The sequence below is a fragment of the Actinokineospora sp. genome (genome assembly GCF_050699995.1).
Lineage (GTDB): Bacteria > Actinomycetota > Actinomycetes > Mycobacteriales > Pseudonocardiaceae > Actinokineospora.
The window spans coordinates 1-11,203 of sequence record NZ_JBOHGC010000161.1 but is presented as its reverse complement, the minus strand read 5'-3'; the positions used below and the strand labels follow the sequence as shown (position 1 = coordinate 11,203).

10 protein-coding genes are annotated in these 11,203 nt (G+C 71.7%); 5 read left to right on the top strand and 5 right to left on the bottom strand.

The genetic code is table 11. The features are described 5' to 3' along the window. Positions 1–112 precede the first annotated feature (112 nt). Entirely contained in the window at positions 113–1,843 is a 1,731-nt protein-coding gene (locus tag ACRDSQ_RS08950) for a protein kinase domain-containing protein (RefSeq protein ID WP_431420367.1), read from the top strand. Here the strand turns inward: ACRDSQ_RS08950 and ACRDSQ_RS08945 are convergent. The 5 genes from ACRDSQ_RS08945 to ACRDSQ_RS08925 all read right to left on the bottom strand — a co-directional run bounded on the left by ACRDSQ_RS08945 (position 1,840) and on the right by ACRDSQ_RS08925 (position 8,449). Continuing rightward, a complete protein-coding gene (locus ACRDSQ_RS08945; RefSeq protein WP_431420364.1) occupies positions 1,840–3,891 on the bottom strand; it encodes a DUF3488 and transglutaminase-like domain-containing protein in 2,052 nt (683 codons plus the stop codon). The two genes, ACRDSQ_RS08950 and ACRDSQ_RS08945, sit on opposite strands and share 4 nt — an antisense overlap. Beyond that, positions 3,888–4,988 (bottom strand): DUF58 domain-containing protein, encoded by a 1,101-nt coding sequence (locus ACRDSQ_RS08940; protein WP_431420362.1) that lies wholly within the window; start codon positions 4,986–4,988, stop codon positions 3,888–3,890. Before ACRDSQ_RS08940 ends, ACRDSQ_RS08945 begins: the two co-directional genes overlap by 4 nt. Positions 4,989–4,999: 11 nt before the next feature. Then, the gene (locus tag ACRDSQ_RS08935; RefSeq protein WP_431420369.1) at positions 5,000–5,977 is read right to left on the bottom strand and encodes an AAA family ATPase; all 978 of its coding nucleotides are present in this window, start codon (positions 5,975–5,977) and stop codon (positions 5,000–5,002) included. Between the two features lie 5 nt (positions 5,978–5,982). Beyond that, positions 5,983–8,187: a hypothetical protein gene (locus ACRDSQ_RS08930; RefSeq protein WP_431420360.1), complete on the bottom strand. Its 2,205-nt coding sequence runs from the start codon at positions 8,185–8,187 to the stop codon at positions 5,983–5,985. A gap of 124 nt (positions 8,188–8,311) precedes the next feature. Continuing rightward, on the bottom strand, positions 8,312–8,449 hold the full coding sequence (locus ACRDSQ_RS08925) for a hypothetical protein (protein WP_431420358.1): 138 nt from the start codon (positions 8,447–8,449) through the stop codon (positions 8,312–8,314). 260 nt (positions 8,450–8,709) lie between these two features. On the opposite strand from ACRDSQ_RS08925, the gene ACRDSQ_RS08920 reads away from it, so the two are divergent. The 4 genes from ACRDSQ_RS08920 to ACRDSQ_RS08905 all read left to right on the top strand — a co-directional run bounded on the left by ACRDSQ_RS08920 (position 8,710) and on the right by ACRDSQ_RS08905 (position 11,080). Next, positions 8,710–9,690, top strand: coding sequence for a CobW family GTP-binding protein (locus ACRDSQ_RS08920; RefSeq protein ID WP_431420356.1), 981 nt, complete (start codon positions 8,710–8,712; stop codon positions 9,688–9,690). Between the two features lie 64 nt (positions 9,691–9,754). After that, complete coding sequence (locus ACRDSQ_RS08915; RefSeq protein ID WP_431420354.1) at positions 9,755–9,925, top strand: hypothetical protein; 171 nt, start codon at positions 9,755–9,757, stop codon at positions 9,923–9,925. Between the two features lie 10 nt (positions 9,926–9,935). Beyond that, positions 9,936–10,619 (top strand): peptidoglycan-binding domain-containing protein, encoded by a 684-nt coding sequence (locus ACRDSQ_RS08910; RefSeq protein ID WP_431420352.1) that lies wholly within the window; start codon positions 9,936–9,938, stop codon positions 10,617–10,619. A 62-nt stretch (positions 10,620–10,681) separates the two neighbouring features. After that, a complete protein-coding gene (locus ACRDSQ_RS08905) occupies positions 10,682–11,080 on the top strand; it encodes a DUF5313 family protein (protein WP_431420350.1) in 399 nt (132 codons plus the stop codon). The last annotated feature ends 123 nt before the right edge of the window (positions 11,081–11,203 follow it).

Sequence of the window (11,203 nt, the reverse complement as noted above, 5' to 3'; positions counted from 1 at the left end):
TGCCGAGGCCGGGCGAGTTGTCCGGCCTCGGCACTCTCCGGCCCGGACCATCGCCGATACGATGCCGCGTGGCGTGCCGCGACCGGCGGCACCGCGACGAGAAGGCGGCCGGGTGGACGACGAACTGCTGGCGTGGGCACCGAGAACGCCCCCGCGGCCGGAGCTCGGGCTGCCCGGCTACAGCGACTTCCGGCTGGTCGCCCAAGGCGGCGAAGGCACGGTCTACCGGGCTCGACAGGACGGGCTTGGCCGCGATGTCGCGGTGAAGGTCCTGCAGGTGCAAGACCCGGCGACACTGGCCCGCTTTCGGCGGGAACTGGAGATCACCGTCCGGCTGGGGCGCCAGCATCCGCACATCGTGACGGTGCTCGACACCGGCACGGTCGCGGATGGGCAGCCCTGCATCGTCATGGAGTTCCACGACCTGGGTTCACTGCACGACCGGCTCCAGGCGCGCGGCCCGCTGCCGGTCACCGAGGTCGTCGCGGCGGGCATCGCCGTCGCCGACGCGCTCTCCTTCGCCCACGCCCAGGGTTTCCTGCACCGCGACGTCAAGCCGCAGAACGTGCTGGTGCTGCCGACGTCGTACGTCCTGGCGGACTTCGGGATCGCCCGCGGCGCGGACGCGGGACACTCGGCGTCGCTGGAGCTGGTCAGCTACCGGCACGCGGCGCCGCAGATGATCGAGGGCGTGGCCCCGGCCGCGGCCGACGACCTGTGGTCACTGGGCTCGACCCTGTTCACCCTGTTGGAGGGCGTGCCGCCGTTCGCGTCGGACAACCCCGACGAGGACACGGTGCTGACCTACCTGGGTCGCGTCCGGTCGGCTGAGCCGAGGGCGCTGACCCGCCCGGATGTGCCCGCCGAGCTGGTGTCGGTGATCCGGCGCTGCCTGAGCAAGGACCGCGCGGACCGGTTCGCCGACGCCGCCGCGCTGCGCGACGCGCTCGCGGAGGTCGGAACCGAGGTGCGCAAGTGGGGTCCGACCGCCACTCCCTCCACTGTGGACGGTTTGGGCTCCGCGGATGCCGGGGCGACGGCCGTGTCGCCGATGGAGCGCACGCAAAGTGTGCCGCTGACCCACTCCGCCGATTTCGGACCGCTCCCGACACCGGTGCCCGAGCCGGAACCGGAGCCGAAACCCGCGTCTGTCGTGGAGGAGGCGCGCGGGACGATGACCGGAAGGCTCGCCGACCTGACGGTCCGGCACACACCGCAACCGCCTGCCCCGGACTTCGGGCCGGCCGCACTCCTGCCCCCGGTTGTCCCTCCGCCCTTATCGGCACCCCCGCACGACTGGGATCTCGTCGATGTCGACGCCACCGACCGCACCCCGAGTCCCGACGCACCACCGGTTCGCCGCCGCTGGACATTCGCCGTCGCGGGGCTGCTCGCCGTCATCGCGGGAGTCGGGATCGGGGTCCTCGCCAACCGCGGCGACACCCCGGCCGCCGCACCTCCGGCGACCTCGACGAACACCAGCACCAGCACGGCGCTGCCCACCACGACGACCACCACCACCACGTCGGCAGCACCCATCGCCCAAGGCGGCGACCCGAAGACGGCTCCCGTCCTGAACCGCTTGGTGGACAACGGAAGCACGGTCGAGGTGCACTGGACCGATCCCACCGGCGGCCGGGCCCACTTCGTGCTCTACGACGTCACCGATCTCGCGGGCAAGCCCAGGTTCGTGTCCGGAGTGGACGCAGGCGAGACGAGCTTCGTGGTTCCGGACCTCGATCCGAAGGCCAAGCAGTACTGCTTCCAACTCGTCGCTGTCGGTTTGGACGACCCCACCACCAAGAAGGGCTCCTCCAGCCGAGTGTGCGCTGTCCGGAACTAGCGGCGCCGAAGCGGACGGGGATCGACTGCCCAGAAGATCCGCCGATACCGTGGCACGACCCGCCGAATGTCCGCGCGAACCTGCCGGGCCAGCCGCCACGAGTCGTCCGGGCCCGCCGGGTCCGGGGCGAACGCGGCCCGGTCGGCCAAGGCAGCCAGGCGCAGCGCGGGCGCCGGATCCGGGACCAGCGCGGCGATGTCGGGCGCGGTGAGGTGCCGGGCGGGCGGGCGTCCGGCCAGCAGCAGCACATCGAGCACGGACGCCCACGCCCCAAGGGCTCCCGCGCGGCGCAGCCGTGAACGCCGGGCGGCCCGCAGGAAAGCGAGGATCAGCAGAGCCGCCAACGGAAGCGCGGGCACCAGCAGCAGCCAGTACCGCGGCCGCGGCTTCGCTTGCGCCGCATCGGGTTTGGGCTGCTCCGACGGGATCACCAGCGGCGGCCCGGCCTTCGCTGGGACCGTCGGCTGGGCCGTGGTCGAGGCGAGCCGGTTCAGCACCTCGCGCTTCGACGCCGCGCTCGGGCCGCTGTCGGTGCCCGACACCGGGTCGAACGGCACCCAGCCCCAGTCGGCGAAATACACCTCCGGCCACGCGGTGGCGTCGACACCGCGGATCACCCGGAAACCGTCCGGTCCCTCCGGCACCGGCTGGAACCCCACAACGACCCGCGTCGGCAGGCCCACCGCTCTGGCCAGCACCGCGAACGCCGTGGCGAACTGTTCGGCGGTCCCCTTGCCCGCACCGGCGTCACCCGCCGGGCCGAACAGGAACTGCTCGATCCGCGCGTACGACGAGCCGACCGGCGCTTCGGCGTCAGGGTGGCGGTCGAGCCGGACGACCTGTTCGAGCGCCACCGCCTGCTCGTAGGGCGTGCTCGTGTTGAGGACGGCCTGCCGCGCGTAGTCCGCGAGCGTCGCGGGCAGGCCGGGAAGGTCCAGATAGCGGCGGATGGCGTCGCCGGTGGGCACCTTGGCGGCGGCCAGGTCGTCATCGTTGGGCCGGTCGACCACGCCCCGCACGTCGTAGGACAGGCCAGGGCTCATCCCGCGCGGCAGCATCAGCGAGCCGGAGTCCGGGTCGACCAGCACGTCACCGAGGCTGGTCGAGACCGGCCTGCCGACTGTGGGCAGCCAGTTCCCGTCCAGCGCGCCGACGACCAGTTCGACGTCGGCCTCCCGCGCCCGACGGCCAGCGGGCAGGTCCGGCGGCGCCACCGCCCCGATCGGCCCGTACAGCGACGACGCCTGCCACGCCGCGCCCGTGTAGTCCGCCAGCACGACGAGCCGCACCGGCAGTTCGGGGCCACGCATGCGGAGCAGCTCGGTGCCGGCCATCGCGGCCCAGGAAGCCAGCCGCGGCAACGGATTCGACACCGCGAGGTCGGTGACCGGCGGACGCACCAACTCCCGCGGCTCGAACGCGTCGCGGTTCGGCAGCACACCCGCGAGCAGCGCGACCGCCGCAAGCACGGCGAGCACCGCGCCGGGCGGCCCGAGAGAGACCCGGCGGGTCGACTCGACCCGGTCGACCACCACCCAGCCGAACGCGGCCAGCACCACGACTGCGACCGCGACCAACCCGCGCCCGTCCGCCCGGCCCGCGGTGACCAACGCGCCCGCTGTGTAGAGCACGACGGCGCCCACCGGCGGCCCGATCATCGAACGCCGTTCCCCCGCAAGGGAAACCGCCACGACGAGGGCGACCAGGAACACCAGCAGCACACCCGGCATCAGCAGATCCGGTGTCGGCGGCGCGGGACGCGCGGAGGTCAGCAGCCGCGCAACGCTGTCGCGCAACACCTCCAGCGGCCCGCCCACGATGGCGCCACGGGCGACGAAGTACCCGGCCACCAGACCGGCCGCAGCCGCGCTTACCAGCGTCATCCCCGTCGTCAGGCGCAACCTTCGCGCCGGCAACACCGCACCGAACGCGACGACCACGGCACCCACGAACAGCGGCCAGGCAACCGAACCGGACCATCCCGCGGCGAGCGGAAACGCCGCCACGGCAAGCAGGACGGCCGCCCACCCGGCGCGCAACCCGGTCATTTGGCCACCCCGGTGTCCCAGGCCCGCAACAGTCCCTCGGCGTCGGCGGCCCGCACGACAAGGACGCTGCCCATCGCGGACAGGCCCGCGCCCTCGTCGGCCACCGTCAGCACCACGCCGTAGGACGCGCGGCCCGCTTCCAGCAGCATCGCCGAGAGATCAGCCGACTCCCCACAGACGACCGCCACCACGTCGAGATCGCGCGCGGGCACCGAGGCGTCGCCGGCGTCGTCCACCAGCGCCGCGTCGGCCAGGGCCGCGAGCACGAAACCGGAGTCGCCGTCGGCGGCCTCGATGTCCAGCGACCCCGACACGGTCAGCAGCCGCACCGGGTGCGCGTCGGCGATCGCGGAGGTCAGCAGCGAGGCGGCCACCTCGACCGCGTCCTCGAACTGCCGCTCCCGCGGGTAACCCGACGCGCGGTCGTCGAGCAGGACGGCGAGGTGCGGCCGCGCGGGGTCGGCGTCCTCGCGGATCATCAGCGTCCCGGTCCGCGCGCTCGTGGCCCAGTGCAGCCTGCGGAGGTCGTCGCCGGGCACGTATTCGCGCAGTCCCACCAAGTCCGTGCCGCCGCGCTCGACCCGTTCGTCGGCGCCGATCTGGCCGCGCCGCGCGCCCGAGGGCAGTCCTCGGACCGGGAGCACCCGCGGCACCACGCGAACCTCCACGACCTCGCCCACGGTCGTGCGCGACTCGGCGAGACCGGCCAGCCCGCGTCGGCGCAGGTTCAGCGGGCCGACCCGCCAGACGCCGCGGCGATCAGTCGGTATGCGGTACTCCACGACCGTCCGCTCTCCCGGCGCGAGGACCGGGATGTCGACCTGGACCGGCTCGCCCGCGACTTCGTCGGTCCCGTCGAGCAGCACGGGAAAGCGTTTGCGCACACTGGTGATCTCGAGCGTTCCCGTGCACACGCCCAGCCGCTGCACCGTGCGCGGCCGGACCGTGCGCGACGACGTCACCGGCGCGGCGAACAGCACCGAAGCCAGGCCGGCCAACGCGAGCACCGTCAGCGCGATACCCAGCGCGGCGAGTCCGGGATAGCGCCACCACAGCCCGAGCCCGCCGAGAAGCACCCCTGCGACCAGCGTCGTCACACCCCGCGCGGTCATTGCGGGGTCGGGCGCGGGACCTCGACCCTGGCCGTGATCTCGGCCAGCACGTCGGCGGTCGTCGCGCCCGCGAGCTGGGCCTCACGGGTGAGCACCAGCCGGTGGGCGAGCACCGGCCCGCACAGCCACTGCACGTCGCTGGGCACGGCGAAGTGCCTGCCGTGCGACGCCGCGTACACCTGCGCGCACCGCACCAACGCGCGCAGACCGCGGGTGCTCGCGCCGAGCCGCAGGCGATCATCGGCCCGGGTCGCGGTGCCCAACTCGGTGATATAGCGCAGGATCGGGTCCGCGACGTGCAGCGTGGCGAGCCTGCGCGCGGACTGCGCCACCTGGTGCGGGTTGGTCACCGTGGGGACCGTGCCGATGCGGCCCGCGCCACTGCCCGGGCGCAGGACGTCGAGCTCGTCCGCGAGGTCCGGGTAGCCGATCGAGGTGCGCAGCATGAACCGGTCGAGCTGCGCCTCCGGCAGCCGGTACGTGCCGTCGAGGTCGATCGGGTTCTGCGTGGCCACCACCAGGAACGGGTCCGGCACGGCGTGCGCGACACCGTCGACGGTGACCGTGCGCTCCTCCATGACCTCCAGCAGCGCCGACTGGGTCTTGGCGGCTGCCCGGTTGATCTCGTCGGCGAGGACCACGTTCGCGAACACCGGGCCCGGCCGGAACCCGACCTGTCCGCTCTTCGGGTCGTAGACCGAGGTGCCGGTGACGTCCGACGGCAACAGGTCGGGGGTGAACTGCACGCGCCGAGACAGCCCGCCCAGCGCTCCCGCGACCGCGCGCGCGAGCGTCGTCTTGCCGGTGCCGGGAACATCTTCGAGCAGCACGTGCCCGCCCGCGAACATGGCCACCAGCACCAGGTCGACCACCTCGCGCTTGCCGCGCAGCGCGGTCTCGACGGCGTCGCCGACGTGTTTGTGCAGCGTCTGGAACGCGGCGATCTCGTGCTCACCGATCGCCGCGCCGGTCATCGTCGTCACCGCTGGTCGTCCTCGTCTTCCCGCCGCCGCACACCGACGCGCAGCAGCACGGCGGTCGCGATCAGGCCCAGGCCCGCGCCGGTCATCGACCCGGAGGACAGCTCGGTGCTGCCCTGGTCACTGGCCACCTTCGGCTGCTGGCAGATCCGCCCGCCGGGGCAGGGTTCGCTCGAGATCATCCGGATCGACCGGCTCGCCGAGTCCACCGACGCGCCACCGCCCGCGGCGTGCGCGCGGATCACGACGCTGTTGATGCCCTCTTCGATCGTGATCGTCGCGCTCGTGGCCGAACACGCGACCGGCTCCGAGTAGTCGTACGTCTTGTTCACGACCTCGCAGGTGCCGTTGTGGTTGGCCCAGTCGGCGGGCGGCGCCATCGTCAACCGCCTGGTGTAGCTGGTGCCCGAGACCCCCGTGATCACCACCGCGCCCGCGGTCGGCAGCGACGGCGGCGGGGGCGGGGGCGGGGGCGGGGTGGTCGTCGTGGTCACGGGCGGCGGCGCGACCGTGGTGGTCGTCGGCACGGGCGTGTTCGGGACCGTGGTGGTCGGCTGCGGCGGGTTGGTCGTGGCCGCGGGCGGCACCGCCCACACGGTCGACCCAGCGGCACCCCGGCCGCCCTGGTTGACCGCGGTCACCCCGACGTCGAGCCTGCCGTTCTGACAGAACTGAGTGCCCGCGCAGGGCAGCGTCAGCTGGGTCGACGTCCCGGTGGCCTGGACGGACTTCGAGCCGCCGGTGAAGGCGCCGGACGCCATCACTTCGTACCCGGAGACCGGGGACGCGCCCGCGGTCGCGGCGCCCCAGCGGATCGCGACGGTGATCTCGGCGGCCGTGCGGGAGACCAGCGAGACGGTCACCCCCGGCGGCACGCCCGGCACACCCGCCCGCGGATCGACCGACGTCGTCGGCACGGGTGAACCGCTTTCCGTCGGCACCGGGCTTGCCTCGACCGTGGTCGTGGTCGTCGGCTGGTTGGGCCGGGTCCGGGTCGGCTCGTTCGGGTTCGGCTTCGGCGGGCTCGGCGGCGAGGGGGGCGGCGTGCGGTCGGGGTTGGTGACCTGCAGCTCGGGGCTGCGGATCACCACCGAGCGGGTCCTGCCGTCGGCGTCGACGATCACGCCCGTCTCGGCTCCGGGGGTGTTGATGAACAACCTGCCGTCGTCGAAGACCAGCTGCGGGTCGCCCGCGCCGCCGGTGCGCACGTCGTCGCCGCCGCGCCCGCCGGAGCGGTTCAGCACGACGACCCGGCCGGTGCCCTTGCAGGGGACGTAGATCTTGTCGTGGAAGACCGCGGGCCTGCCGGGCCGCGCGCAGCCCAGGCCCGCTACGTCCACCCGCAGCACCTCGTCCCCGGAGACCAGCACGACCGTCCCGTTCTCGGGGATCGATGCGGGAACCAGACCGCTCGGGCTGGTCTGGGCGGCGAGGACGTCACCGACCTGCCGCGCGGTCGTGGCGGTCACGTCGGCGCCGGTGCCGTCCTGCAGGACGACCCCGCCCTCGAGACCGAGCACGGTGACACCCTGGCGGTGCGGGACCAACGCGGCGCGCGGGCCCGCGCCCGCGACCGGGCGGTTGGACTTCTCGACGAACCGGTTGTCCTCGTCGGACCAGTCCAGCGCGCGCAGGTTGCCGCCGTGGTCGACGACCCAGAGCACGCCGTCCTCGTCGGTGACGGCGTCGGCGAGCGGCCGGCCCGCCAGCCACGGGGTGCCGATGTCGGCGAGGGTGATCGGGTCGGCGTTGACCACCGACCCGCCCGCCCGGTCGACGATGTAGAGCCTGCCGTGGGCGAGGAGCACCTTGCTCGACCCGCCCACCGGGGCCTGCCTGCGGCCACTGGCGAGCAGCGTGGACAGGTCGATCACGGTGATCTGCCCGGTCCGCCGGTCGAGGACGACCAGCATCCCGTCCTTCTGCGTGATATCCAGCTGCGCGTCGGCGCCTGAGACCTGCAGTCGGGTCTCCGGCCTGCCGGAGGCGGGATTGACCTGGACGACCTCGCCGCGCTGCTCGTCGGGAAGCCAGGTCAGTCCGTCGGAGACCTCGACCGCGGTGCGGGAGATCCCGTTGCCCAGAGCCGCCCCGGCGAGCAACAGCACACCCAAGGCGGCGGCGCCGAAGCTGGCCGACTCACGGCCGCGTCCGCGCTTGCTGAAAAAACGGCGAACGGTTCTCGCCGCGCTTGATCCCGTCATGTCACTCTCCCTGGCCCGTCCGGGATCGTATCCGGGCTGGGAGCCTTACTTGGTCGGAACCGACTGTCTAGATCGTCAGTCCGGGAAAATCATTCGCGAAAGCACCGCCATTACCCGAAATGGGCTAACCCGCTTTAGGAGTGGCGCAGCACTTCTCATCGACCGTGTTCTCGAAGGAGCCCGCGAAAGCGGTCGGAGCGGCGATGGCAAGACCGGCGGCGGTGACAAGCGCGGCGATCAGCAGCAGGGTACGGCGTCTCATGGGTACCTCTCGTGTCAGCAGGGGGACGGCACGACTGTGGACTGTGGATCGTGCTTATGTCAACGGCCTTGTGGCGCAATTGTGCGCACTTCCGTCGTCGTGTTACAGAGAAAATGGCTTACGAACACGACAATCGCCGAGCTTCCTTCACCGTGCGTCCACTTGGGCGAACGAAACCGTTTGACGAAGCCGGATTCCCGCTGTCTTTGCGCGACGGAACGCTTACGGTGTGTCGCCGCCCGAGCGGGTATTCTGGGCGGGTGCAGCTGATCCCGGTCCTGGTCGTCGCGGGCTTTCTCGGATCGGGGAAGACCACACTGCTCAACCACCTCCTGCGAGCCCGAACCGGCTTGCGCATAGGCGTGATCGTCAACGACTTCGGCAGCGTCAACATCGACGCGATGACCGTGGCCGCCCAAGTCGACTCCATGGTCACCCTCGGCAACGGCTGCCTCTGTTGCGCCATCGACGTCTCCGACCTCGACGACATGCTCGCCCGCCTGGCCAAGCCGGACGCGCCGGTGGACGTGATCGTCATCGAGGCCAGCGGCCTGGCCGAGCCGCCCGCGATGGTCAAGCTGGTCCTCGGCAGCACCAACCCGCACGTCGCCTACGGCGGCCTCGTCGAGGTGGTCGACGCCGCCGAGTTCGAGTCCACCCGCGAGCGACACCCGCAGATCGACAAGCACCTGCGCTACGCGGACCTGTTGCTGCTCAACAAGATGGACCGCATCGACCCCGCCGCGGGCAACCGTGTGCTGAGCCTGGTCCGCGAGTTGGCGGCCGGTGTCCCCGTCGTCCCGACCGACCACGGCCGCGTCGACCCGCACCTCTTGTTCGACCCGGTGGACCGCCCGGACCCGGCCGAACGCCAACTGTCCTTCGACGACCTGAACGAGCACGAACCGCATGTGCACGCGGGCTATGAGAGCGTCACGTTCGAATCGGACCAGCCGATGAACCCGATCCGCTTCGCCCGCTTCCTCACCGACCGCCCGTCCGGCCTGTACCGGATGAAGGGCTACGCCCACTTCGGCGGCGAGCAGTACGCGCTGCAGACCGTCGGCGGCTACATCGACCTCCGGCGCGAACCCGAGCCCCACGGCACCCGGCTGGTCATGATCGGCGCCGCCCTCGACGGCGAACTCATCACCAAAACCCTCACCGACGCCGTCGAACCCGACCCGGCGTCACTCGACCCGCTCGACCTGCTTTCGGTCACCCGACACGTCCGGGACTGACCGCCCTTCCGTCTGCCCGTGCGGACCTGTCGGCAGGTGACCCCGCGCCGACACCATGGTCGGCATGGACAGCGAGATCACCGGAGTCGAGTTCGACCACGAGGTGGCCCCCGCGAGCACCGTCGACCTCGACGGCGACTGGGTCGCCTGGCTGGAGGGCGAACCCGTGCCCAGCGGCGTCGAGGGCGTCGACCCGGCCATCGTCTACGGGGCCGAGGGTCCCGCGATCGCCTAGCTTTCGCGCCGTGGGCAACCCCGAACTCGCCCGCGACAGCGGCGAGACCGCCTGGGTCGAGTACCTGCAGCAACTCCTCGCCTCGAAGCTCGAAGCGGAAGCGTCGGCGGGCACGGTGCGGCTGAGCCCGGTGGACGGACTGTTCGGCCCGCTGACCGAGGGCTCAGTCCGATTCTTCCAACAACGCGAAGGCCTCCCCGAAACCGGCATCGTCGACGACGCCACGTGGGAAGCGTTGGAGGGCACCACCGCAGCCCCCACCGCGGCCGGCACGCCGATCGACCTGCGGATCCCGGTGCAGCTGGAACTGCACTGGGACGACACCACGATCGAACGGATGCTGCAGGACTTCGACACCTTCGACCTCGCCACGCATCCCGGCGCCAGACTCACCCTGGGATCGGGTGCGGGACCGCTGGCGGGCAATGGGAGCGTCCAACTGTTCAACCGCGAAATCCCGTTGTGGCGCAACTGGTTCCTGACCGAGACGACCCGCCTGACCCTCGACTGGTCCCGCGACCACGGATTCGAACTGGGCTTGGACAACGAGGCCGAATTCGGCGTCCGCCCGCTGCGCAACGTCGACATCTTCATCCAGGGCGACCTGGACCTGAAGTGGCAACCCCAGGAAGCCCGCGGCTCCGTCGACTGGGGCGGCTCCCTCAACCTCCGCTGGCGCTTCGACCTGCCATGAGTCCGGCCTGGCGCCGCGAGGGCAGGGGGCGCGGGCCGCCTGTGGATAACTACGATGCGCCTATGGCCGCCAAGCGCCCGGGCCCATTTCGGTGGCTCTACTTCGTCTACGGTGGCCGGCTCCCCGACCGGTACCGGGACTGGGTGCTGCACGTCGCCACCTGCCCGACCTGGCTGGTCCGCGCGTTCGGGCGGGGGCTCATGCAGCTCGCCCCGATCCTCGGCGCGCTGCTCGCCGGGCTGGTGATCTTCGGTGGTTCGTGGCCGCTGGCCCTCGGATCGACGTTGCTCGGGTTCCTGGTGGCGCTGCGCATCATTCTGGCGTTCGCCCAGGACAACGTCGATGCCCGAGTCGCGCAGCACGGGTTTCCAGCAGGCCATGCCACGGCCGTGCGCCGCAGGCGGTACGCCGACGAGGAAGCCGCCAAGGCCGCCCGCTACCGCGAGACCTGGCAGAGCTAGTCCCAAGGCCGTGTAGTTAAGTTTTTGTCGTCGCTGTCAAGATCTTTGGTGGGGCGAGGATGTCGATGGTCAGGGTGGCTTTGTAGCTGGTCCGGTCGATGATCGGGCCTCTGGCTTGGTATT

Coding starts and splice junctions, on each gene's coding strand:
- ACRDSQ_RS08930 (WP_431420360.1), bottom strand. CDS start 8,187: ATGACGGGATCAAGCGCGGCGAGAACCGTTCGCCGTTTTTTCAGCAAG.
- ACRDSQ_RS08935 (WP_431420369.1), bottom strand. CDS start 5,977: ATGACCGGCGCGGCGATCGGTGAGCACGAGATCGCCGCGTTCCAGACG.
- ACRDSQ_RS08915 (WP_431420354.1), top strand. CDS start 9,755: ATGGACAGCGAGATCACCGGAGTCGAGTTCGACCACGAGGTGGCCCCC.
- ACRDSQ_RS08945 (WP_431420364.1), bottom strand. CDS start 3,891: ATGACCGGGTTGCGCGCCGGGTGGGCGGCCGTCCTGCTTGCCGTGGCG.
- ACRDSQ_RS08925 (WP_431420358.1), bottom strand. CDS start 8,449: ATGAGACGCCGTACCCTGCTGCTGATCGCCGCGCTTGTCACCGCCGCC.
- ACRDSQ_RS08905 (WP_431420350.1), top strand. CDS start 10,682: ATGGCCGCCAAGCGCCCGGGCCCATTTCGGTGGCTCTACTTCGTCTAC.